This is a genomic window from Pseudoalteromonas sp. CO348 (assembly GCF_004208845.1).
Lineage (GTDB): Bacteria > Pseudomonadota > Gammaproteobacteria > Enterobacterales > Alteromonadaceae > Pseudoalteromonas > Pseudoalteromonas maricaloris.
Window position 1 is genome coordinate 67,062 of record NZ_SGPI01000009.1, and the last position, 23,770, is coordinate 90,831.

General features: G+C 42.7%; 18 protein-coding genes and 1 tRNA gene. 12 read left to right on the forward strand and 7 right to left on the reverse strand.

From position 1 onward, the window contains the following. Positions 1-274 precede the first annotated feature (274 nt). From EXT48_RS23675 to rimI, 4 genes are all read left to right on the forward strand, one after another. Positions 275-442, forward strand: coding sequence for a hypothetical protein (locus EXT48_RS23675; protein WP_165384080.1), 168 nt, complete (start codon positions 275-277; stop codon positions 440-442). A gap of 206 nt (positions 443-648) precedes the next feature. Continuing rightward, positions 649-725, forward strand: a tRNA-Trp gene (locus EXT48_RS02320). Between the two features lie 64 nt (positions 726-789). Next, on the forward strand, positions 790-1,086 hold the full coding sequence (locus EXT48_RS02325; protein WP_130163463.1) for a hypothetical protein: 297 nt from the start codon (positions 790-792) through the stop codon (positions 1,084-1,086). Further along, positions 1,076-1,522, forward strand: coding sequence for a ribosomal protein S18-alanine N-acetyltransferase (rimI, locus tag EXT48_RS02330; protein ID WP_130163464.1), 447 nt, complete (start codon positions 1,076-1,078; stop codon positions 1,520-1,522). The genes EXT48_RS02325 and rimI overlap by 11 nt, the downstream gene beginning before the upstream one ends. Here the strand turns inward: rimI and EXT48_RS02335 are convergent. From EXT48_RS02335 to EXT48_RS02345, 3 genes are all read right to left on the reverse strand, one after another. Then, a complete protein-coding gene (locus tag EXT48_RS02335) occupies positions 1,514-4,195 on the reverse strand; it encodes an ATP-binding protein (protein WP_130163465.1) in 2,682 nt (893 codons plus the stop codon). The genes rimI and EXT48_RS02335 overlap by 9 nt on opposite strands. A 185-nt stretch (positions 4,196-4,380) precedes the next feature. Then, positions 4,381-7,311 carry a TonB-dependent receptor gene (locus EXT48_RS02340; RefSeq protein WP_130163466.1) on the reverse strand — a complete coding sequence of 977 codons (2,931 nt, stop codon included), beginning with the start codon at positions 7,309-7,311 and terminating at the stop codon, positions 4,381-4,383. 464 nt (positions 7,312-7,775) lie between these two features. Next, positions 7,776-8,876, reverse strand: coding sequence for a tRNA nucleotidyltransferase (locus tag EXT48_RS02345; protein WP_130163467.1), 1,101 nt, complete (start codon positions 8,874-8,876; stop codon positions 7,776-7,778). 90 nt (positions 8,877-8,966) lie between these two features. On the opposite strand from EXT48_RS02345, the gene EXT48_RS02350 reads away from it, so the two are divergent. Further along, positions 8,967-9,881 carry an ExeA family protein gene (locus tag EXT48_RS02350; RefSeq protein ID WP_130163468.1) on the forward strand — a complete coding sequence of 305 codons (915 nt, stop codon included), beginning with the start codon at positions 8,967-8,969 and terminating at the stop codon, positions 9,879-9,881. An 8-nt stretch (positions 9,882-9,889) separates the two neighbouring features. Next, entirely contained in the window at positions 9,890-10,873 is a 984-nt protein-coding gene (locus EXT48_RS02355; protein WP_130163469.1) for a general secretion pathway protein GspB, read from the forward strand. 2 nt (positions 10,874-10,875) lie between these two features. On the opposite strand, the gene EXT48_RS02360 is transcribed toward EXT48_RS02355, so the two are convergent. Further along, a complete protein-coding gene (locus EXT48_RS02360) occupies positions 10,876-12,087 on the reverse strand; it encodes an HD-GYP domain-containing protein (RefSeq protein WP_130163470.1) in 1,212 nt (403 codons plus the stop codon). Positions 12,088-12,215: 128 nt separating this feature from the next. Between EXT48_RS02360 and EXT48_RS02365 the strand changes: the two genes are divergently transcribed. Continuing rightward, positions 12,216-13,529, forward strand: coding sequence for a M20 family metallopeptidase (locus EXT48_RS02365; protein WP_130163471.1), 1,314 nt, complete (start codon positions 12,216-12,218; stop codon positions 13,527-13,529). 61 nt (positions 13,530-13,590) lie between these two features. On the opposite strand, the gene EXT48_RS02370 is transcribed toward EXT48_RS02365, so the two are convergent. Next, a complete protein-coding gene (locus EXT48_RS02370; protein ID WP_010374659.1) occupies positions 13,591-14,931 on the reverse strand; it encodes a peptidoglycan DD-metalloendopeptidase family protein in 1,341 nt (446 codons plus the stop codon). A gap of 151 nt (positions 14,932-15,082) precedes the next feature. On the opposite strand from EXT48_RS02370, the gene tyrS reads away from it, so the two are divergent. Together tyrS and EXT48_RS02380 are read left to right on the forward strand one after the other, a co-directional pair. After that, the gene (gene tyrS / locus EXT48_RS02375; protein ID WP_130163472.1) at positions 15,083-16,282 is read left to right on the forward strand and encodes a tyrosine--tRNA ligase; all 1,200 of its coding nucleotides are present in this window, start codon (positions 15,083-15,085) and stop codon (positions 16,280-16,282) included. 307 nt (positions 16,283-16,589) lie between these two features. After that, positions 16,590-16,841 (forward strand): DUF1289 domain-containing protein, encoded by a 252-nt coding sequence (locus EXT48_RS02380; protein ID WP_130163473.1) that lies wholly within the window; start codon positions 16,590-16,592, stop codon positions 16,839-16,841. On the opposite strand, the gene EXT48_RS02385 is transcribed toward EXT48_RS02380, so the two are convergent. Further along, complete coding sequence (locus tag EXT48_RS02385; protein ID WP_010374665.1) at positions 16,825-17,514, reverse strand: hypothetical protein; 690 nt, start codon at positions 17,512-17,514, stop codon at positions 16,825-16,827. The genes EXT48_RS02380 and EXT48_RS02385 overlap by 17 nt on opposite strands. 170 nt (positions 17,515-17,684) lie before the next feature. Between EXT48_RS02385 and EXT48_RS02390 the strand changes: the two genes are divergently transcribed. The 3 genes from EXT48_RS02390 to EXT48_RS02400 are packed head-to-tail and all read left to right on the forward strand — an operon-like array spanning position 17,685 to position 22,799. Next, the gene (locus tag EXT48_RS02390; RefSeq protein WP_010374667.1) at positions 17,685-17,888 is read left to right on the forward strand and encodes a DUF3283 family protein; all 204 of its coding nucleotides are present in this window, start codon (positions 17,685-17,687) and stop codon (positions 17,886-17,888) included. Beyond that, on the forward strand, positions 17,888-18,313 hold the full coding sequence (locus tag EXT48_RS02395) for a GNAT family N-acetyltransferase (protein WP_010374669.1): 426 nt from the start codon (positions 17,888-17,890) through the stop codon (positions 18,311-18,313). The genes EXT48_RS02390 and EXT48_RS02395 overlap by 1 nt, the downstream gene beginning before the upstream one ends. A 19-nt stretch (positions 18,314-18,332) precedes the next feature. Beyond that, the gene (locus tag EXT48_RS02400; RefSeq protein WP_240703338.1) at positions 18,333-22,799 is read left to right on the forward strand and encodes an EAL domain-containing protein; all 4,467 of its coding nucleotides are present in this window, start codon (positions 18,333-18,335) and stop codon (positions 22,797-22,799) included. A gap of 9 nt (positions 22,800-22,808) precedes the next feature. Here the strand turns inward: EXT48_RS02400 and EXT48_RS02405 are convergent, their stop codons facing one another. Further along, a complete protein-coding gene (locus EXT48_RS02405; RefSeq protein WP_039493932.1) occupies positions 22,809-23,756 on the reverse strand; it encodes an ion transporter in 948 nt (315 codons plus the stop codon). Positions 23,757-23,770 lie beyond the last annotated feature (14 nt).

Genomic DNA, 23,770 nt, shown 5'->3' on the forward strand with positions numbered 1-23,770 from the left:
TGCTCGAGGATTTACTCGGTTTTAGGCCTGGAGTGTTTCCAGGAGTTTTTTTGTTGTCACGTCGACGTTGATCTGGCAATTGGTTTTGGTCCTGGTTTCAAACCCATGATTTGATCCTTTTATTTAACGAGGTTACTTCTCGCTGTGTGATTTTTTGAGCAGTGTTGATGGTTTTCAAGATGTGTATGAAAAACAATCAAAAAATATTCTCTAAGTTCTCTGTCACGTTTTGATAAACCACTTAAAATGTATGGTGACAAGTTGGAGGCACAAGATGGATAGGATTACCTCGGGTCCGCGACGGCTGAGTGTCGAAGAGATACAAGAGCTTCGTCTTGGTATGCAAGACGAAGCTTGGGCCAAAGCTGAACTAAAGCGCCGATCAGCAAAAAATCAAAAAAGTTCTGCGCATGGTATAGGTGATGGTATCGAGAACAGCTAGCTTTCTAACTAGCTGCTATGTATATATATTTTCTTCTGTGATCTTCGAGTGGGAGTAATAACTCTAAAATGAGTTAGCACTCGGCTTAAGAAAAGGGCGAATATGATAAATATTCGCCCTTTTGCTTATTTTAGAAGCAGTTGAATCAAAAAAGTGATTTTTCACTTTACCTTTCAAAAAAGCGCTTTATAATGCGTCGACATTGCAGGGGCGTAGTTCCAATTGGTAGAACAGCGGTCTCCAAAACCGATGGTTGCGGGTTCGAGTCCTGCCGCCCCTGCCACTTCTTATTTTGCACTTCGCATATTTTCAAAGTAAACTCCCTTAAAAAATTAAACTGCTTAGCTATGAATCCGATTTACGCAGATATTCTTGATATTGTACCGCTAAAGCTAAATTCTACATTTGCACATCTTGATCCTAACGCTGTCGTTGCTACTGCTGCGAATGAGCTTCAGCAAATAGCTTTACCGACTGTTTTGTTACAGGACTTTGAATTGGTCATGGGTAGAAAAATTGAGGTTATCATGGGTAACACGATTGCACTTCAGGATAACCAATTGAGTTTGCCAAGTGCACAACTGAGTACGGCTCAAAAGCGTGAGTTGTGGCAATTAATCTGGAGTCAACAAGATGCAAGTTAAGCAAGGTGGTTTACTACAATTTCCACTTAATGAGATTATGCAAGTAGAACAAGCCTGTCATGCTTTTCCTTGGAGTGAGAAAACCATGCAGTCTTGCCTTCACGGTCGTTACTTTAATACGGCTATCGTCGATGGTAATACGCTGGTAGGCTTCTACGTTGCAGAGCGTGCGGGACCAGACTTAACCTTGATGGATATTTGTATTCGTCCTAATTATCAAGGTAAGGGCTACGCGAAGCCATTAATGGAAGATTTGTTAGCGCAAGCGGAGAGCTTGCAAGCAGAAAATATCTTCCTTGAAGTTAGAGCGTCAAACACTGCAGCAATCGCGTTGTATCATCGTTATGGTTTTGTCGAAATGGGCTTGAGAAAAAACTATTACCCAAGCACTCATGGCCATGAAGATGCAATGCTCATGGCTTTACCATTAGCCTAAGTGACTATTATCTGTTGGCTGGTCTATTGATAGGGTGTAGCGCATAGCCTCAGTGAGCTTAAGCAAATAGTAATGGCGGTTACTGTTTTGTGTTTTTTGCAAACTGGTTTCTAGTTCCCCTGCGGCTTCATGAATATTCATAAAGCCAAAGCAACCCGCGCTGCCTTTGATACTATGTGCTAGTGCCCTTAAAGATTCCCATTCTTGTTTATCGTAAAGCTTTTGCAGCTCAACTAGCTGTGACGGTAGCTTTTCGACATAATTACGACTTATTTGTAAGAACTTTTCGGTTTTTAATAAGGCATCCCATGAAGAGGACTTGTCATTTTGAAGTTCAAGGTACTCTAGTAGCAATTTACCTAGCAATTCTTTATCTATCGGCTTGCCAAGAGTAGCATCACACCCTGCTTTAATATGGTTGTCTATGTCGTGTTTCATTACGTTGGCGGTAAGCGCGATGATTGGTCCATCATAGGCGGCATGTCTGAGCATTTGCGTTGCTTCTTCACCACCCATGACTGGCATTTGCATATCCATTAAGATCAGTTGATAGTCTTCAACCAGCGCCATCTCAACCGCTTCAGCACCGTTATTAGCAATATCAGGAACTATGCCCCAGTTAGACAGTAGCAGCGTAATAAGCTCTTGGTTATCGGGGTTGTCTTCCGCAACCAGCACTTTGGCATCAAGCTCTTTTACCGCCGCAATATGGGTTTTACTGTTATCCGGTTGTCTTGGTCGCTCAAGTGCGTTTAGCCAAGAGTAAGAGCGCTCTTTGAAATTACCAGAGACCTCAACAGAAAATAAGCTTCCTGTGCCTTGTTGGCTTTGAACATGCACGTCACCACCAAGCAGTTGTGCTAAATTCTTTGAAATACAAAGGCCAAGCCCTGTGCCACCGAAGCGTCGAGTTGTTGTTGTGTCGGCTTGCTCAAAAGGCTTAAATGCGCGCTCTAGCTCATTTTGTGACATGCCAATTCCGGTGTCTTTGATGCTAAAGATAAACTTTTCAGATTCTGGTCTAAACTCCACCTTTAAATGAACGCCACCGTACTCAGTAAATTTCACCGCGTTTGTTGCGATGTTAAGCAAGATTTGTTTTAAGCGAGTAATGTCGGTGTAAAGCTTGTCAGGCAAGGGTAGAATAAATTCTGTGGAAAAGTTCAGTAGTTTTTCATTCGTCATCGGTTCAATGATGGATTCAATATCATTGATGAGTGGCATTACCAAGACCTCTGATTCTTCCACATCCAGCTTTTCAGCCTCAATTTTAGAAAGGTCTAAGATATTATTGATAAGCTCTAAAAGGTGTTTAGAGTTTCTTAAAATGGTGTCTAGGTGCTGTTTTGAGGTCGGAGAATTAGGATGCTGTATAAGCTGCTCGGTAAACCCCATAATAGCGGTCAGCGGGGTACGTATCTCATGACTCATGTTAGCTAAAAAGCGGCTTTTAAGCTGGTTTGCCTGCTCGGCTTCTACAATAGCAACTTCTAGCTTGCTATTGGTTTCTTCTAATTCTTTGGTTCTGTCTTCAACTTTTTCTTCCAAGTGCTCTTTGTAATCCTCAAGCTCTCGCTGAAAGGTACGAATTTGGCCGATCATATGGTTGAAATCTCGGAAAAGGATGCCAACTTCGTCACTGTTATGCTCCGGTAGCGCCACCATTAGGTCACCATCTCCGACTCTATGGCTCGCTTCCCCCAGTAATTCTATGGGGTTGAGCAACAGGTTGCGGACCACGATAAAAATCAAAATTGGCAATGTAACGACAGATAGAATAACGATCAATGCTGTGATCAGACTAATGGTTTTACCTGAGCGATAAAGTAGTGATTTAGGGATCGTTGAAATATAAAAGTAGCCTCCGCTTAGTTGCGCGCTGTAGGTCATCCTTTCCACATTATCAATACTATGAATAACGGTAGAGTCTAATTGGCCAAGGTCAGCAATATAACCAATTTCTTCTATTTCACTGGCGCTTAAGTAGTGGCCAATGAGGTTCGTATCTGAGCTGAATAACACTTCCCCATCAATGCTCACTAATAGGTTTAGCGTATTGTCGTACGGTGCTTCGAGAATACTGGTACTTAAAAGAGAAGGAGAGACTTGTACGACGATATAACCTTGTTGTCTAGGTTGCTTGAGCTCGTAATCTACGCTGTAGATTTGCTGGACAAAATACAGCTGTGTACCTGCACTTGAGGCAACCATAAATTGATGTTGGCGCAAGTTACTTTGCATGATTTGTTTGGCGAAAGGGTAGAGGTTTGGCGCTTCGCCTAAGTTACTGGAATAAAATGCGGAGCTTCTGCCATTGGGAGATAAAAGATTGATGCTGATAATATCTGGGTAGGCTTCACTATAACTGGCAAATACATCCATCAGTGCACCTAAACGTTTGGTTTTTTCCATCCTTTCAAGGTTGGCCGAATTAAGAAAGTCACTAAGTACTGGAGAGGTTGAGAGCAGTTTTGTTGTTGACTGGTAGATCTCAATATAATTGAACATCTTCTGCTGTTGTTGTTCAACGAAACGACTAACAATGAGCTTGGCTTGTTTTTGCGTTGAGCTAGTTACATTAGTGAGCGTAAATCCGCCAAGAAACAGCAAGGGTAATATCACAAGCGGGGTGATATACCAAAGGAGTCGAATACTTAACTTGCTTGTTTTCATGGATAACTAGCTGCCTTGCTACACGAAATCTTAATGACAAAAAAATTAACATGAGTATTAAATCATAAGCGGGGAGAGGTGAATACTCAAGTTTGTCCAATTGCGTCGAAAATACGATAAAAGGTGGGGGGCTAAATAAAAAAGCCTCCAAAAAGGAGGCTTTCGGATCGTAATTTTACAGCAGATTAGAAGTTATACTTCATACCTAGTGATAGACGACGACCTTTAACATCGAAGAATTCACCGTCATCGTATGTATACGGTGTACGAGGTGGCTCTTTATCAAATACGTTATTTACACCAACACGTAGTTGTAGATCTTCAACCAAGTTAGTTTTATACATGAAATCTACAGTAGTGTAAGAAGAAACCTCATTGAAGTTGTTATCTTCAGGTGTCCACTCGTTATCTTCAACAGTGCTGTGGCGATAGTTTACTGTTACTACGTATGCAGAATCATCATGCGTGTATAGCGCGCTGAAACGGCCTTTCCAGCGTGGTGCGTCATCCGTTTCACCCATGTAGTTACGGAAGTCTTCCGCACGACCAGTTGAGTTTTGGTTATCTTCAATCAAATAAGTCGCAGTTAGTTTAAGTGCAAACTCACCGTTTAATGCGTCAAATTTGTATGCAGATTCAAAGTCCATGCCTTTTTTGGTGATTTGTGCTGCGTTAATTGGACGCGCATAGTAGTTTTCAATTTCACCAGTATCTTTGTTACGAACAAAGTTACTACAGAACGGGTTATCTAGAGAAGATGCTTCGTAGCATAGCTTAATACTGTCGCGACCAAAGTACTCAATTGCACCATCGATTTCAAATGACCAGTAATCAACAGTAAGATCCAAGCCTTCAACAAACTCTGGCGTGTAAATTACACCGATGGTGTAGTCATTAGATACTTCGTTTTTCAGCTCAGTATTACCTTGAATGTAACCAGGTAAGCTACCACCAGATAACCATTCATCAGAAGGCATCCAACCAGCAGCTAGACCAGCAGCTTGACAGTTGTTGATGATGTTATCTCTGTACTTGTAGTCACTGCTTAACTCTGCAATTGAATCTGCGCGACAAATGTCTGCACGGCCTGAGCTGTAAGTTTTAGAGTTTGGAGTAAACAGGTCACCTAGGTTTGGCGCACGTACCGATTTAGAACGGTTTACACGTACACGTAGTTCGTCAGTCACACCCCAGTTTAGTGCTAGTTTCCAAGCATCGTCACCACCTGTTACAGAGTAATCCATGTAACGGTATGCACCTTCAAAAGTAAGGTCAGTAGCTAGGAACTCATCCATCAGTAGCGGTACAGAAACCTCTGCTGAGAATTCTTTAACTTCGATTTCGCCATCCATAGGTAGGCTTGAGTTACCTTTAATAAGGCCCTGCTCCATGTTTTCAGATGGACGGATCTTAGCAACTTCACGGCGGTGCTCAGCTGTAAACGCTGCACTTACGTAACCTGCAGGTAATTCAAATAATACACCATCAACCGTTGCACCAAATACTGCTTGGTCGTGTCTTGCAAAACGAGTTGCAGTCGTTGAAATGTAACCTAATTGTTCCTGAGTTGCGCTTGTTGCACCCATTGGATTGAATGGTACACAACCTTCACGTGCACCAGTCACGTTACCGTCAGCATCACGGGTAGCACACACAACTTGACCATCGATTAATACAGAGTCAATCGCATTAGCTAGGTTGTTTTTATAAACTTCACCAGTCCACAGCGTGTCTTGTTCGATACGACCGAATTGGAAGTATGTGCTGTAGCTCCAGTCATCGTTAATGATGCCTTCAGCACCAATTGATGAACGGAACACTTCACGCTCTTGGTTATACTTACGGTCACCCCATAAGTTTTCGTTTGCTTGATAAAGTGTTACAGAGTCTAGACCTGCGTCATCCATCACTTTACCCATGGCATCGTTTACAAATGCGCTATCGCGACGGATTGTGTGTGAGAAGAATGCAGGGCTACTTTCAGTCGTTGCTTCCGTCTTAGAATAAGTCGCATCAAATGTTAGTGCATGTTCATCATTCAGCTCATAAGTACCGTAAAGAGTACCGATCATTCGCTCAAGAGGTGTGCGGAAATAATCTTTATAACCATGTCTGAAGATGGCATCACCAGGGTTTGCTTCGTCGTAGGTGTAACGACCTGCAGCACGAACTGGCTTATTAGTAAGTTGAGCTGGATCGTCGATTAGACCAAGACCGTAATCGAATGGACGCATTGTACCGTCTTCATCGAAAGTGAAGTGGTGGTTCTCAAACGCTTCACGTGTCTTTGTACCAGTCCAAGCAAAGAAGTCACCACGCTCTGAGTAATAGCCAAGTGCTGTTGGGTGATTAAACTCGATATCAGCAGGAATACCGTCACTACCACCTGTATTTGCAGGGTTAGAGATAGATCTCATGCCGCGCTTGAAGAAGTCACGGTCTAGTTTCGCGTAGCTTTCATTTTTGGTGTAGTTTAAAGAGGTAATGAAAGATAGCTTTTCTAGTTCTTGGCCACCTGTAATAGAGAAGAAATATTCCTCACCACCGCTTTGTTCAGGCTTTACTGTAGACACATCAACTTCTACACCATCGAATGACTTTTTAGTGATGATGTTTACAACACCAGCTACAGCGTCAGCACCGTATACTGCTGCTGCACCACCCGTTGCGATTTCTACGCGCTCAATAATAGAGGTAGGGATGTTGTTTAAATCTACCGCAGTATCACCAACAGAGCCTGGTACAAAACGACGACCATTAACTAGTACCAATGTACGCTCTGAACCTAAACCACGTAGGTCAGTTGTATTTAAGCCTGATGCATAGATATAGCTAGTAGTATTCTCTGGAGATAGGCCAACTGTTGCTTGAGGCATTTCAGCTAAAAGGTCATTTACGTTTGTGATGCCTTGGTTTTCAAGCTCCACACCACCGATAACGGTAACTGGAGTCGGCGAAGTTAGGTTTACACGTTTAATTCGAGAACCTGTAACTTGAATACGCTCTACTGATTTTGCTTCTGTCTGTTCGTTTGCAACAGCTACTGAACTGCTTACGGCACCGGCCACTAAAGCAACTTGGATACCCGCGGTAACTAGATTTAACTTCTTCAACATTTTGACCCTTATTTACTTTGTTTATAACGACGGTCAACTCTTTCCATACATTTGAAAGAGGAGATATCGCAATATAGGTGCAGCGTTTTTACCATAAACAATTGTTAAATATGGCTTTTGTCTAAATGTGTATGATGTTTATAAAAGGTGTAATATGTGATTTTTCTGTTCCTGTTTTGATTTTATTCTTATTAATCATATGGTTGTGTTGAGTCTTTGTGTCATCTTTTATTTACGGTTAGTGAGTGTTTACAAATGCTGTTATTGTTTTGAAAACAATAATTTTATATTTGATAGGAATGGTATAAGTTTTAGCGGTAATTTTGAGCGTATTTGTAGCTGGATTTGTAATTTTTATGTAGTATTTGCTGTGTTAAAAATGAGCGTTTGATATTGTGGAGCTCATTTTTGTGGGAACTTTTAAAGATAGGCTGAAAATCAACCTATCTTTTCACGGTAGATGGCTAGTTTTGTATAGCTTTTAGGCGTCTGAGTTTGAGCTGTTCTTGAATAGCCTTTCCCTGATAGCCCATTGCGATGATCTCTTGAACGTCTATGTTGCGAGTTGCTAAAAAGTTCTGTGTAAGTTTGTCACAAAGCACGCGGAAATTATCACTTACCTTGCTACAAATATAACAAAAACGCGCTAATTTCTCAGGTCTGCGCCATGCGTCAATATTTTGTAATATAATAAGCCAATCATCCGGCGTTTTATTTTCCTTGCTCAATAAATCGAGATTTGTGATGAGCTCTTTGCTGCTTTCTATGTAACTATTAGGGACTTTGAATCGTTTTGCTTGCGCTAACTGAATCAAGCTAGTACCCGAAAAGTAACAGGCAAGGCTGAATTGTGCTAACCCATCTAACTCATCATTTTTTTCAAGTCTAGAGAGTGCGCTTTGGAATTTGTCATAGGCTGCTTCATCCCATGTTGGGATATATGGAGTGACATCATCAAGCGCACTGAGCCTCCAAATGGTATGTAGAAAGTGCCCCAAACCTTTATCTTGGATTGTCTTTTCTATTTCTAGCCAAATACGCTCTTTGGTTAAGGTTTTTAATTCACCGTTAGCAACCATGGTTTGCATAAGGTGCCAAGTTTCAGCAGCAATGGTGAAGTTGTATTCTTTATAACGAGCTGCAAAACGCGCTACTCGCAGCACTCGAAGTGGATCTTCACTAAAAGCACTGCTCACATGTCGTAATATTCTGCTTTCTAAATCTTTTTGACCACCATAGGGGTCGATAAGTGAACCATCATCATCTTTAGCAATTGCATTAACGGTAAGATCTCGGCGAAGTAAATCTTCTTCCAGTGTGATTTCTGGGCCGAAGTCGCAAATAAATCCGGTATATCCTTGACCACTCTTACGCTCAGTGCGTGCAAGTGCGTGCTCATCTTTGGTAGTTGGATGTAAAAACACGGGAAAATCATTACCAACCTGCTGATAACCCAGTTTGCTCATTTGCTCAAGAGTGCTGCCAACGACGACATAATCTCTTTCTTTTATTGGGCGTCCTAGCAGTTCGTCTCTAACTGCACCGCCGACGAGGTAGATTTTCATTTTCTATGTTCCATTTTCTGCGATTCGAGGTTTTATCTTGAACCGGATTTTGCCATTATAGAGCGCATCATAACAATAAAGAGACAAGTCGTGTATTTACGCTATTTTGGGTTAACTGAAAAACCCTTTTCGATTGCTCCAAATCCTGAATTTTTATTCCTTAGCGAACGTCACAAGGAAGCACTTGCACATTTAACCTATGGGTTGGGTGACGCGGGCGGTTTTGTGCTACTGACAGGTGAAGTGGGAACGGGCAAAACCACAGTAACACGCAGCATGTTGGCTCAATTACCTGAATCAACGAAGGTTGCTTTTATACTTAATCCATCACTATCAGAGCTTGAACTGCTTGCGACGATTTGTGATGAGTTGGAAATTGACTATGACAGCAACAACGCCACGTTAAAATCGCTTACCGATGTGATTAAGCATAGATTGTTAGAGAACCATCATAGTGGTGGTCATACTATGTTGATCATTGATGAAGCTCAGCATCTAGCACCAGAGGTACTTGAACAGCTTAGGCTGTTGACTAATCTGGAAACAGATCATAAAAAATTGCTACAAATTGTATTGGTAGGTCAGCCAGAGCTACAGCATTTGTTACAGCGCAACGAGCTACGTCAATTGGCACAGAGGATCACTGCGCGTTATCACTTGCTACCACTTAGCGAATCGCAAGTGTTTGCTTATATACAGCACCGACTGCAAAAAGCAGGTTGTCAGCAAGCGTTGTTCCACCACGATGCGGTAGCCTATGTACATCAAGTGACAGCTGGGATCCCAAGATTGATAAACTTGTTGGCCGACAGATGTTTATTAGGTGCTTACTCGGCATCGCAAACTCAGGTAACGAAAGCAATCGCTGTTCAAGCTGCAAAAGAGGCGCTACCCACTAATTTAGTGCCAGTCGCAAGGCAAGAAAAAAATCGCGTGCCTTTATTGTTTACGGCTTGGCTTGGTGTGTTATTTATTGCAGGCTTTGGCTTGGCAAAGTTGGTGTAGAGGGAAACATGTCGTATTTAACAAGTGCAATGAAACAGTCGCAACAAGGCGCAGATGCAGAGCAGGATTATTTGAGTCAACGTCAAGACGCCCAACTCATTTTCTATAAAAAGCTCGTTACCTATGCCGGTGCGGGTCTCTTGTCTCTGTCTTCACTTGGGGCGGGCTATTATATTGGTAAGATAACGACCCCCGCGGAAGTGCAACCTGCAGTAACGTCTAAAGAGGAACCGAAAAAAGAAGAGCAAGCTGAGCTTTCTACAGATCTTGCGGTGGAGAATAATCAGCAGGTGAAAAAGGCTAATGTTGCTAGTCAAGAAGTGAGTACACCAACCACTACTTCAGCGACAAACAACACTGTTAATCCTAATCTAGCGGCGCAAACTGCTGAGCCTGAGCAGCATTTCCAGTGGGTGTCTGTGCAAATTGGTGTTGATAACCAAGGCAAGCCTTTATATCAACAACAATTGGTACCGGTAGATTCTGTTAAAGCTGTAGCTGTTGTTCCAGCCCCTGTCCCTACATCGGATGCCATTCAACCTAATCAGGCTACTCAAGACTCATCTCCTGGAGAAATCCAAACGGCTGGTGAATATGCGGGTTATCGCGTATTTGGTGCTAAGCCAAAACTACAAGATGATGAACTTGCCGGGGTATCAGAAGAACTTAAAAAAGCCTTTGCTGAGGCGGTAAAAGAAACGGCACCGCATGAAGAGTCTGAGGTGCTTTCTACGACTAAGGACTCTGCTTCAGCTACGCCCATCGCGCTGCTGCCTGCCCAATTGCAAAATAGTATTCCAAGCTTACGTTATCAAGCGCATATTTATGCTACCGACTCGCATGAGCGGTGGATAAAAATAAACAATAGACCTTTATATGAGGGTGATAGTCTAGGTGCTTTGACCGTTGTAGAAATTACACCAGAGCAAACACGTTTTGATTTCGATGGTATTGAATTCAGCCTCGAAGCAATGGAGGACTGGCTGCCTTAATATCAAGGCAGCATTGAGTGTTTAAAAAACCGGATAAGATCAAGCTTGAATTCTTCAGGCTTGATCGCTGACTCTAGCTCATCGTTTGCTTTTTTCGCGCTTAAATCTATATCTTGAACTTCAATGTAATGCATGTGCTTAGCGTGATAAAACACTTTCACGACGGGCTTTAAAGGTGTTTTGGGGTTACTTTGGGCAATAACACCGACCTTACCACTAGTGAGTTTTACTAAGGTGCCTACAGGGTATACGCCAATGCAAGCAATAAACCGGCTTAGGAGTTGTTCGTCAAAATGGTGAGGGCAGCCTTCACGCATTAACTTAAAAGCTTTAATTGGTGTCATGCCCTCTTTATAGACGCGCTCGGCGGTCAATGCGTCATACACATCAACGATAGCGGCCATTCTGACATGCTGTGGTAGTTCGTCCGCGGTTTTGCCATAAGGATACCCTGTGCCATCTAGGCGCTCGTGGTGATAACCCGCAATTTCGCAAGCAACTCGTCCAAGACCCGCATTGAGCAAAATATCAAAGCTATATTTTGCGTGTGATTTCATAATGCCGTATTCATCTAAGCTCAACTTTCCTGGCTTATGTAAAATATCGTCGGGAATTTCTATCTTACCAATGTCATGGAGTAGCGCCCCTGTGGTCATCTCTTCGGTTAATTCTCTAGAGTAGCCAAGGTGCTTACAGAAAATAGCCATTAAGATAGAAACATTAATAGAGTGCTCCAATAAATAGGCGTCTTTTTCTCTGATCCGAGCAATGCAGGAAAGCGCATCTTGATTGCGAAATACGGAGTCAATAAAGCCGCTCGCTGTTGCTTTAAAAGCCTCTATTTCTATCGTTTTACCCGCTTTAATATCCGCAAACGCTTTGCTTTGAATTGCCTTTGCTTCGTCGTAAAGTGTCACTGCGTGTTGCATTTCTGCGTCAACACTACACTTGGTTTGCCAAGGATCATGCTCTGGTTTATGCGGTTCTTCTATATTTTCATCATGAGGAGGTTCATCGTGAGGGTCGTGTTCTGAAAGGCGCTTACTGGGATCAACCGTTACCTCTAAAACACCACTCTTTTGTAGCTTTGTAATGCTTGTTTTCGTTCTCACCCAGCCCTTGGTTTTAATCGCAACTGAGCCTGTCTGCTTTGTCACACCGACAACAAACATACCTGGCTCTAAATCACTGATATTAATATTAATCTCTGGCATGAGGATTCCTTTAGTTGTGTCTTTAAGCGTAGCAAAGCTTGGTAAAATAGAAAGGATTAAAATATAAATATGATTGATTTTCCCCCAATAAACCCGCATCCTGAAAGAAACAAAAAGGAGTCTATCTTATGCGCTTATCTCCCTTGGCATTAGGCCTCATTGCTACTTTGTCTTGGCATGCGAATGCTAATTTGAAACAACAAGTTGCAGAGTCTATGCCTGAACTTGAATCTTTGTACCTACATTTACATCAAAACCCTGAGCTTTCGTATAAAGAAGAAAAAACAGCAGGGCGTTTGGCGGATGAAATGCGCAGACTTGGTTATGACGTGACTGAAAATGTGGGTGGCTTTGGTGTTGTTGGCATGCTGAAAAATGGTGATGGTCCAACGGTGATGATCCGAGCTGATACCGATGGTTTGCCAATTATTGAAGAAACAGGAAAGTCGTACGCGTCAAAAGTTAAAGTGAAAGATGATGCGGGGAATTTGGTTGGTGTGATGCACGGTTGTGGTCACGACATCCATATGACCAGTTTAATCGGTACAGCAAAACAGCTAATGGCTAACAAGGAAAAGTGGCAAGGTACATTGATGTTAGTTGCTCAACCCGCTGAAGAAGTGGGTGGCGGCGCAAAAGCCATGTTAAAGGAAGGGCTATATACTCAATTTGCTAAACCCGATCATGTTATTGGTTTGCATGTAAGTGCTGCGGTTCCTGCCGGTAAAGTGGCGATCGCACCGGGTTATGCACTGGCTAATGTTGACTCAGTTGACATCATTGTCAAGGGTAAAGGGGGGCATGGAGCCTATCCACATACTACCATCGACCCTGTGGTACTGGCATCGCGGATTGTTTTGGGGCTACAGACCATTACATCACGAGAGATCTCTCCGTTAGAACCGTCGGTGATCACAGTAGGCTCTATTCACGGTGGTTCTAAGCACAACATTATTTCAAACGAAGTGAAGCTACAATTGACGCTACGTTCTTATAATCCGGATGTACGTGAGCAACAAATTGCGGCGATCAAACGCCTGACTGCAGGCATTGCACACAGTGCAGGGTTGGAGGACAGTCTTGTGCCTGAGGTTATCGTTCATGAAAGCGAAAGCATTCCATCTACGTATAATAATCCGGAGTTGGCTGAGTTTGTAACTAGCGCCATTAAGCAGGAAATTGGTGCAGAAAATGTTGAACAATCTCAGCCTGTGATGGCTGGTGAAGATTTCGGCTTATATGGCCGTACTGATGACAATGTACCAATTACCATTTTTTGGCTAGGTGGTGTTAATCAAGCGGTATTCGATGCGACACAAAAAAGCGGAGAGCCTTTACCTTCATTGCATTCTAGTAAATTTGCACCAGATTATCCTATTGCCATCGCAACTGGAGTAAGAGCGATGAGCAATAGTGCACTTGCTTTGTTTAATCAAAAATAAGCTTTATCTAGCATTTTTATCTCGCATAGTAAAAAGGTAGCCTCGGCTACCTTTTTAGTTTTTAGTCTTTATTTGCTGCAGCAAGCATTAACTCTCTATTGCGCTCTAGTTTTACCAGCATCGCATCTGCAATGGGCTTGAACTTAGCGAGCTCAGACTGAGGTAATGGCTCAGACTTCGGCAGTTTTACCGTTTTAGGATTTCGGTGTACGCCGTTCACCAAAAACTCATAATGAAGGTGAGGACCTGTCACGCGGCCAGTTGAGCCGACAGTACCAATTTTCTGTCCTTGCTTCACTTTTTGACCTGTCTTCACTGCACGTTTATTCAAGTGTAAGTACTTAGTCACATACTTGCTACCGTGCTGAATAAACACATAGTTACCATTGAGTTTATTGTAACCTGACTTGAGTACTTTACCGTTACCAGAGGAAACCACCGGCGTGCCTACGCGTGCCGCATAGTCTATACCATTGTGAGACGATACTCGGCCAGTCACAGGGTGAAGACGACGCGGATTGAAGCTGGAGCTGATATATTTGAAGTTAACTGGTGCTCTTAAGAAGGCTTTTTTCATGCTACGGCCTTCAGGGGTATAGAACTCGTCATCAGTATGACGAACCGCGCTGTAACGCTCGCCTTGGTTAATGAATTCTGCGGCAATAATTTTACCATTACCGATTTCTTCACCGTCTACATAGTGCTTCTCAAACACTAATGCGAAAGAGTCGCCCTTACGAATATCATTTGCAAAGTCGACATCCCAACCAAAAATATCGGCGAAGTTCATTATTTGACGTTCGCTAAGGCCCGCTGAAATACCGGCGCTCCAGAAGCTGGAACTGATCTCGCCACCCGCTGATTTTTCGCGACTTTCGATTTCTTTGCTTTCGATTTTGGTTTCGTAACTACCCTCGTCGTTTAGGGTGACCAATAAGGTATCCGTTTTTGACAAGATGTATTTTAATTGAGCTAATTCACCACCATCATTGCTAGCAAAGCTAAGCACTTCTCCCGGGTGGATTTTAGTCAGCTTACGGGTTTCTGCGTTGGTATTGACCAGATTGTGTAACGTTTTGGCAGAATAACCTGCGCGTTTAAAAATCACGGCTAGGCTGTCGCCAGACTTCACTTCGTGGTCTTTAAATTCAAATACAGGTTGCTTAGGGGCAGACTCAGGCGTGATGACTGGCGCTGCATCTAATTCAGTAAGTTGCTCTGTTTTTTCTGATATTTTTACTGGCAACTCGTAACGTTTCCCAACTTCTAAAGCTTTTCCGTCATTGTCTTTTGAAGCCGTTGCTTTTTCAGAGGGGATCAGGGCAATTCCGACCATCGCAGATAGGAAGCCGATGATGAGCACTTTGTGCTTTTTGGGGAGCTTATGAACCACATGAACCATAATGCGCCTTTTCTGCTGTCAAGAATTATTGTAGATAATATTGCAGGATATACGTAATAAACCCGTAATACCAGCGTTTTGTGCATTTAAACTCGGATAAATATAGGCTAGAATCGAGCGATTACAAGTTATAGCTGTTGGAGTGAGAATAGTGGATTTAGAAACTGCATTTGCAGAGATTAGCCGTGGTGCAGAAGAAATTCTGTTGCAGGATGAATTAAAAGAAAAGCTGAAGTCAGGTAAAAAACTACGTATTAAAGCGGGTTTCGATCCAACAGCGCCTGATTTGCATTTAGGACACACAGTGCTAATCAATAAAATGAAAACCTTTCAAGACTTAGGCCATGAGGTGATTTTCTTGATTGGTGATTTCACCGGTATGATTGGCGACCCAACGGGCAAAAATGTAACTCGTAAGCCACTCACTCGTGAAGATGTACTGGCAAATGCAGAAACATACAAAGAACAGGTTTTCAAAATCCTTGATCCTGCCAAAACCACAGTTGCATTCAACTCTGAGTGGATGGAAAAGCTTGGCACAGCTGGTATGATCAAGCTTGCTGCACGTCAAACTGTGGCACGTATGCTTGAGCGCGACGACTTTAAAAAGCGTTATGCAAATGGTCAAGCAATCGCAATCCACGAATTTTTATATCCACTGGTTCAAGGTTGGGACTCGGTTGCACTAGAGGCAGATGTTGAGCTGGGTGGTACCGATCAGCGCTTCAACCTATTAATGGGTCGTGAGCTACAAAAAGACGAAGGGCAAAAACCGCAAACAGTACTGATGATGCCGCTACTTGAAGGCACCGACGGTGTGCAGAAAATGTCTAAGTCATTAGGTAACTACATCGGTATTACTGATGCGCCAAACGACATGTTCGGTAAAGTGATGTCGATTTCTGACGATTTAATGTGGCGTTACTACGAGTTGCTAAGTGCGAAAACATTGGATGATATCGCTGCACTTAAAGAAGAAGTTGTGGGTGGCCGTAACCCTCGTGACATTAAGATTGAATTTGCAAAAGAAATGATTGCTCGATTCCACAGTGAAGCTGACGCTGAAGCGGCACATCAAGACTTTATCAAGCGTTTCCAAAAAAATGCCTTACCTGATGAGATCCCTGAAGTCACCGTAACTATTGAGGGTGAAAGCACGTTTATCACTAACTTGCTAAAAGAAGCGGGTTTAGTGACAAGTACTTCAGAGGCGATGCGCATGATCAAGCAAGGCGCAGTAAAACTTAACGGCGAAGACAAAGTAACGGATACCAAATTAGAAGTTACTAAAGGTTCTTGCGAAATCTACCAAGTAGGTAAGCGTAAGTTTGCGAAAGTAACGGTAAACTAAATTAGTTTGCCTACACTTCATTTTAAAAAGGCTAGGCTAGCGAGTGACTAGCCTTTTTAATTTGAGATATAAAAAGCGCGGTTATCGCTCTTTGTCAAGACAAGTGAATTCCCGCTTCAATTTCGCCTATTCCCACGCAAACTTTATTCTTAATTAAGCTGCAAAAATTGCCTTCAAACGTTGATTGATTTTGATCATGAACGTTATTCGAGTGTTGTTGAATGCAAGCAAGCTTATCAGAATTACACCTTGGCAGAGTTTGCCCTAGCCAGTATGCTTAGGTTAGGGTTAATGGTGTAGCGCATACATGGAACAAATTGAGATATTCGAGATCCCAAGTCCGTGTAAGGGGATCTGTCAGGTAAATAATCGCGGTTATTGTATAGGTTGCTATCGCAGTCGCGAGGAGCGCTTTGAGTGGAATAATTTGAATAACGAGCAAAAGCGTAAAGTTATCTCGTTGTGTCAGCAACGTTATAAAAGGTACCTGCAACGAAAGTCAAAATCAGAGCATATGGATGATGATCAAAAAGGGGAAAACTTCAAATTTGATATTTAGCTTTAAGCATTTTTATTATTCCTTGTCGCTCAAACTCCTCTAATTTTGCTTTGATAAGTGGAACTAGTTGTTCGTTACGCTTATGTACAAAGTGGAAACTTTCAACGACGGCTAAATTTTTTATCTGCAATGTTTCTTCATTTATGTTCTTTAGATGTGGCTTTAAGTGAAAGTCGAGTATCAATGCGCCTTCAACCTGTTTCTGCATGACTAAGTTAAGCTGTGCCACCGCGCTTTTAACGCCAATAACATAGGCTGTGGTATGGTGTTCAGCCAAATAAGTTGTTGCGACGGGATAGCCGCTGCGGACCGTTAATGATTTGATTTCGTTAAGCTCGCAGTGAGCACATAGGGTGAATAACTGTAAATTAAACTGAAATAAGGGATAGTCAATACGGCGCAGGTTTGGATACTCATTCTCCACACTGGCAACTCGAGCTAGCTGTCCGTCTAAGTTTCCTGCGTTGGCTGCAATTAAAGAGCCTTTATGATTAAACTCCTCAAGGCGTAACTCTATTCCGAGAGATTGATAAACCATTTCCATCAGCTCTATCACATAGAGCGCTTGTGGAGTTTGCGGTGGTTTATTGAAGCGCATAACTTTTGGCAGTTCATTAGTAGCGTGTGCAACAGTTGAAATAATCATTAGTAAACACAGTAATACGGTTTTCAATCCAACTCCTTCGGTGGGTCACTCAGCGATTTTCATGCATTTAAGTATACATAATTTTTACAATAAAGGGCACGCTATCGCGCTTTAATCAAAACTAGATTTTGCTGCAATAGACAGACAGCCTTGTGATACACTTGAGCTTTCCTTTGCTTAAAATTGAATGATGCGTAATGAGCTATAACCTGTGTTTACTACCTAGACAAGAAAAATACCAAATTCAACTTGAGTATGAGGCGTCGTTTTGGGCCTACCAAATAAAACGGGGCAAAAAAAGTAGAGAAGCGATTTATGACACCATCAATCAAAGGCCGTTGTCTGAGCAGGACACGCTAAAGCAAAAGTTTGAGTATTACCTGAGTCTAATGCTTGCTTGATGCTGACAATTGAATTGCTCCCAGCCGTAATGACGCCGCTTGTGAATAAGTTTTATGCAGCAAACAAAGCGCGGGGGCGAGCAGCAAAACACGACAAAGTGTGGGTTGCAAAAAATAGCAATGAAATTATCGCGGCTTGTCGTTTGCAACCGGTAGACGGATATTGGTTGCTGGTGGGCGTTTATGTTGCATCACAACATAGAAAACAAGGCATTGCGAAGAAACTAATTGAAGCTGTGATTGCACAGTTTCGTAGTCAGCAGCCACAGCAGATAATTTATACTTTTGCTTACTGTCATCTTCATGACTTTTACAGCGCACTTGGGTTTCAAAGCAATTCACGAGAGCTACCACCTGAACTTGCTTCTCGCTTATCTAGTTATCTTGGACAAAATCGTCAACTCGTGGCAATGTATTACGTCTAGTTAACAACCTCGGCTTTTTATGTTTCGCCTGTGTTTTATATTTTGCATTTGCCTATTTACTGCATTGGTAAATGCTGCACAAATTTCTCGACTTTCTCCCGCGGAAGGATTATCACAAAGTTACGTAAATACGTTGCTCATAGATGAGCAGGGCTATTTGTGGCTTTCTACCGAAGGAGGACTTAACCGTTACGACGGTTATCAAGTGCTGGACGTGAATGGACCAGATGGTGTGCTTGATAAAGTGCAAGTGAATTATATTTACCAGGACAACCTTGGTGGCATTTGGATCACCACGGGGATCGCGGGATTATTGCGATACGACCCCATGAAAGACGAGTATAGAAAGTACATAGAGCCACCCTCCACAGAGGACGAGTTTTATTCCAATTTGGTTAATATTGTTTTGACCAAAGATGATGATCATATGTGGGTTGTGCGCACCAATGATGTCGCTATCCTCAATATCCATACAGGCAAACTTGAGAGTGAAGTGACTTTGCCGCTAGATGAAGAAAGCGGTTTTATACGCGCTGTTTATCAACATCAAGACATTTTGTTTATCGCCACTTCAGAGCGCTTGTTTGCATATCATTTAACAACGAAAAAACTAAGACCCCTTGACCACCTAGCTCCCATTGCACATCCCTATCAAACAAATACTAAATCACTATTTATTTTAGACCAAGATACCTTGCTCGTGGGAGCGGTTCAGGGGATGTACGAGCTAGATATTTCTCAACTCCTAAAAGATTTTGACGCAGAGGTACCGTTTAAAACGCTACTTCCTGAGCTAAATATATGGAAAATGCTCAGACATGATGAACACACCTTGCTGCTAGGTACCGATAAAGGTCTTGTTTATTACACGATTGAAGATGGTAATGCGGTTCGTGATAAACGCTTGTCTACAAGCGTTTTTTTACCATCAAATACCAGCGTTATCGATATTGTCAAAGACAACTATGGTGGGCTTTGGGTTGCGACCAAAGAAGATGGCGCATTTTACTTACCAGACAGCACGCTGGCGTTTGATAACGTTAGCGATCTTACCGTTGAAGGTGAGGGTTTTTCTCACAGTAATGTCTGGGCAATGCATGAATCTAATCAGTTCTTGTGGCTAGCAACGAATGATGGCCTAACACGATACAATCCAAAAAACAGAGAGACCAAACAGTTTCTAAAGGGTTACTTGGGTGACGAAATTCTCTCAGAGTTTATTATCTGGAAGATTGCCGAGTATAACAATAAGCTTTGGCTAACAACCGTGAAAGGATTGTTTGTCTTTGACCCTATTACTCATGAAGTGACAAGACCCAAGGCTAATAACCCAGAAGATAAAGAGATACTGACATCCTTTGTGAAAGGAGGGGAGTTGTTAGCTGACGGTAAGTTTTATTTCGTCAATAGTGACGTGGGGATGTTCGTTTATGATATTAATACAGCAGAGCTGACACACCTGACGAAGTCATTTGAAAATGTCGATCCGTTTCTTACTTATGGCTTCTACCCACCACTTCCAAACGAACCGCTTAAACCCCTTTACTACTATGCTGGCGTATTGCTGCAATATGATCCGCTGTTGGAAACGCTAACTGAGATCTATAAAGCGCCAAAGGCAAATAAGCATTTAGCGGTTGATATCACCACCTATACCATAGATAAAAATAATATCTTGTGGTTGTCGTTATCATCATTTGGTTTGATTGGTCTGACGCTAGACGGTTATGAGCCGATTTATAACATCGATTTAAAAGCCCATAAAATAGATACTTTGATGTATGAAATGCGCCAAGACAAAGAAGGAATGATTTGGATGTCATCTCACAAGGGAATTTGGCGTCTAGATCCGGATAATTTGCACTTACAACAATTCACCACCGAGGATGGCATACTTTCTAATGAATTTAACGGTGGCGCGTCCGTGATGTTGGAAGACGGTCGCATTGCGTATGGTATGTTAAAAGGGTTTGTGGTGTTTTCTCCTGATGACAATCGGCCTAAAAAGCCTTTACTTGATCATGTAAATATCACCAGCGTGGATTTAATCTCTCGCCCAAATCAAAAAGCTGGATTAAAGCAATTTGATCACATTGAACTTGAACATGACGATATTGGACTCGAAGTGTCATTCTCTGCGATGGCATTTAGCTATCAGGATCGGATCATTTATGAGTATCAAATATCCGGTGGTCAGAAGATCTTGAGCCGCAATCAAAATCGTGTGGTATTTCCTAAACTTAATCCCGGTGAATATGCATTAAAAGTGTGGGCCAAAGACCCATTAACGGGAGATTATACACCGCCTGCAAAATTAACCATTAATGTGAACTATCCCGCGTGGCGTTCACCCGTTGCGATTGCTGGATATGTGTTTCTCACGCTCTTACTACTGTCTCTTTGGAGCTATCGAAAGTATCGTGTTGAGCAACTTATTCTTGCCGCTCATAAGGAAACACAAGACCGCGAAGCTAGGTTGAAAATGGCGCTAGAAGGAAGTAACTCCGGTGTATGGGAGTGGCATGCGGGTAGTACCTTAATCTATCAGCCTAGATTAGTTACTGAACTCGACTACGAACTTGAGAGTGTTGGTTTAGATGATTATCTACAAAAGATACACCCCTCGGATAGAGCCATGTTCCGCTTACAGTGGCTTGAGTTCGTCACAACGAACAAAGGGTTTATCGACTGTACTTATCGATTAAGAGACAGCAAAGGCCAGTGGCGTTGGTATAAGGATTTTGGCAAGGTACTCGAGTGGGATGAAGGTAATCCAACACAAGTGGCAGGCACCTATACCAACTTAACACGCGAGCGGTTATTTGAAGAGCGTGCCGCATTATTTGGGGCTGCGTTTGAGCAGACCCGTGACTGGGTTATGATTTTAGACAAAAGACTGCGTATCCAGGCTTGTAATCGGGCGATGCAAAATGCCTTTAATCTTGACTCTATCCCGTCATCAAGCACTGCGGTGAAACTTGGGATGTCGAGACAAAAGCGGATGATGTATCTACGCCAAACGTTGGCGTTGGCAGTACATCAACACTTGAGTTCAGAGGAAGTCGTTAGTCTGCCTAATGGTGATGAAAGAGACGTATTGATTAAGATTAGTGCCGTGGCAAATGGTGATGGCGAACTATACAGTTATGTTGTGGTGCTAACCGATATTAGCCAACAAAAGCGTACTGAAAAAGAGCTATATCAGCTCGCTAACTACGATTTACAGACGAAGTTGCCGAATAAAGCGTTATTGATGGATAGAGTGCAGCATGCAATCAAGCAGTCGCAGGCTCAAGAGACACATTTTGCGTTGTTGGTAATCAAATTCAATCGCTTACAGAATCTATACGATATTTATGGTGCAGACTTTGTGGCCGAGCTGCTTCCACTGCTTGCAACGAAGCTACGCTGTTGCTTCCGAGAATTAGACAGTTTAGCAACGGGGCATGATAAGTCGTTTTATGTGTTGATGGAGCATCTCGATAACCCCGAAAAGGTGCATCAATATGTAGAGTGTTTAGTTCACTCATTTAGCACTCCTTTGGAGGCTGCTGGACATACTGTGCAGATGCAACCTACGATAGGAATTGCAATGTACCCGGATGATGCGTCCGACGCTTTTGAGCTCAATCAAGCGGCTAAGGCGGCTCTTGAGCATGTTAATGTACAACAAATTTCTAGTTATCAGTTTTTCCGCGAAGAGATGAATGGCAAGGTTAGGCGTTCTCGTGAAGTTGAACAAGCGCTTATGCGAGCACTAAAAAATGGTGAATTTAGTAATCATTATCAGCCAATTGTCGATGTACAAAGCGATACCTTGCTTGGCTTTGAAGCGCTATTACGTTGGCCTGAAAATAGTGAGTTTTGCGCTCAAGAGTATGCGCTCGCAGCTGAACATGCTGGCGTAGTTACCGAGCTTACCCTGCAAATGTTATCTCGGGCATTGGTTGAATTGAGACACTGGCAAACCATTGAGCGCGATTTGTATATATCTATTAATCTATCTGCCATTGATTTTGAATCCTCGAGCTTGGTCGATAATATTCAACAAGCTCTAAGTCGCAGTAAAGTGTCAGGTCACTCAGTGGCTTTTGAGATAACGGAAACCGCTTTGCTTTCTAACGTTGATAGCGCTGTGAAAGTGATGAAAGAAATTAAAGCACTGGGCTGTCGTATCTATATGGATGACTTTGGGACGGGGTACGCCTCTTTGACCTATCTGCAACAATTGCCTATTGATGTCATCAAGATAGATAAAAGCTTTGTACAACAAATTGCTGAGGATCCTGAAAGCTATTTGATCATTCGTTCATGTGTAAATTTAGCGCATGGACTGGGATTAAAATGTGTCGCTGAAGGGGTGGAAAACGACCTACAGTATCAGCGAATTAAAGCTGAGCAAGTTGATTATTATCAAGGCTATCGTTTCAGCTTGGCGATTAGTGGTGAGCAGGTAGCGCAATTACTCTCTGAAACATCGCTGTAGCCTCTTTGGCTACAGCTTCTTACCGCAGTGGCGACAGTACATATGATGGACGCGTTGACTACTCATTAGTTTAATTGCTTGGTTTGCTTCTAATTGGCTTAAGCCAAGCTCAATACGAAGCGCTTCTAAATGGGCTCTTTCACTTTTGTCGACATCGCCATCGACTAACGCATGCAGCACAGCCTCATTGAATGCATCTCGACGTTTGCGCATTTGGTCTGCAAAGCTTGAAGCCAATAGGCCGGTGGGGATAGCGACCATGCCCATACTGAGTAAAGTGATAAGACCACCAAAAAATTGTCCAAGTGGGGTGATTGGTACAACATCGCCGTAACCCACAGTGGTTAGAGTGGCCATCGCCCACCACATGGCTTTGGGAATGGAGCCAAACTTATCCGGTTGCACATCGTGTTCAATAAGATAAATTCCGCAAGAGGCCATGATAAGCACCACACTCATAATGAAAAAGGCAGCAAGCAATGAACTCGACTCTTCTTTAAATGCTGCGAGCAGCAACTGCATGGCTCGAGAGTAGCGCGTCAGCTTAAAGATCCTGAGTAATCGAATAACACGTAAAAAGCGCAGATCAAAGGTGATAAAGGCCATTAATATGGTTGGTAAAATAGCGATGAGATCAATCACCGCCAGCGGTGAGATCAGATATTTTAGGCGCTTTTTCCAATTAGGTATATCCAAATGGCGGTAATCAAGTTTATCGACACAGCACCAAAACCTCAGTAAGTATTCGATGGCGAAGATGGTCACACTGACTAACTCTAGGGTTAGAAAGTAGTGATGGTACACACTTGCTAAGTCGCGCTCAGATTCCAACACGATAGCAACGACATTGGTTAAAATCAGGGTGATGAGGAAGATATCAACTGCGCGCCCGAGTCGGCGATATTGCCCTGTAGCCTCGAGCACCGCAGCCGTTTTTTCTCTGATGTGAAGTTGCATCAAGTTGCCAGCAT

Coding starts and splice junctions, on each gene's coding strand:
- EXT48_RS23675 (WP_165384080.1), top strand. CDS start 275: ATGGATAGGATTACCTCGGGTCCGCGACGGCTGAGTGTCGAAGAGATA.
- EXT48_RS02325 (WP_130163463.1), top strand. CDS start 790: ATGAATCCGATTTACGCAGATATTCTTGATATTGTACCGCTAAAGCTA.
- rimI (WP_130163464.1), top strand. CDS start 1,076: ATGCAAGTTAAGCAAGGTGGTTTACTACAATTTCCACTTAATGAGATT.
- EXT48_RS02335 (WP_130163465.1), bottom strand. CDS start 4,195: ATGAAAACAAGCAAGTTAAGTATTCGACTCCTTTGGTATATCACCCCG.
- EXT48_RS02340 (WP_130163466.1), bottom strand. CDS start 7,311: ATGTTGAAGAAGTTAAATCTAGTTACCGCGGGTATCCAAGTTGCTTTA.
- EXT48_RS02345 (WP_130163467.1), bottom strand. CDS start 8,876: ATGAAAATCTACCTCGTCGGCGGTGCAGTTAGAGACGAACTGCTAGGA.
- EXT48_RS02355 (WP_130163469.1), top strand. CDS start 9,890: ATGTCGTATTTAACAAGTGCAATGAAACAGTCGCAACAAGGCGCAGAT.
- EXT48_RS02360 (WP_130163470.1), bottom strand. CDS start 12,087: ATGCCAGAGATTAATATTAATATCAGTGATTTAGAGCCAGGTATGTTT.
- EXT48_RS02365 (WP_130163471.1), top strand. CDS start 12,216: ATGCGCTTATCTCCCTTGGCATTAGGCCTCATTGCTACTTTGTCTTGG.
- EXT48_RS02370 (WP_010374659.1), bottom strand. CDS start 14,931: ATGGTTCATGTGGTTCATAAGCTCCCCAAAAAGCACAAAGTGCTCATC.
- EXT48_RS02380 (WP_130163473.1), top strand. CDS start 16,590: ATGGAACAAATTGAGATATTCGAGATCCCAAGTCCGTGTAAGGGGATC.
- EXT48_RS02390 (WP_010374667.1), top strand. CDS start 17,685: ATGAGCTATAACCTGTGTTTACTACCTAGACAAGAAAAATACCAAATT.
- EXT48_RS02395 (WP_010374669.1), top strand. CDS start 17,888: ATGCTGACAATTGAATTGCTCCCAGCCGTAATGACGCCGCTTGTGAAT.
- EXT48_RS02400 (WP_240703338.1), top strand. CDS start 18,333: ATGTTTCGCCTGTGTTTTATATTTTGCATTTGCCTATTTACTGCATTG.
- EXT48_RS02405 (WP_039493932.1), bottom strand. CDS start 23,756: ATGCAACTTCACATCAGAGAAAAAACGGCTGCGGTGCTCGAGGCTACA.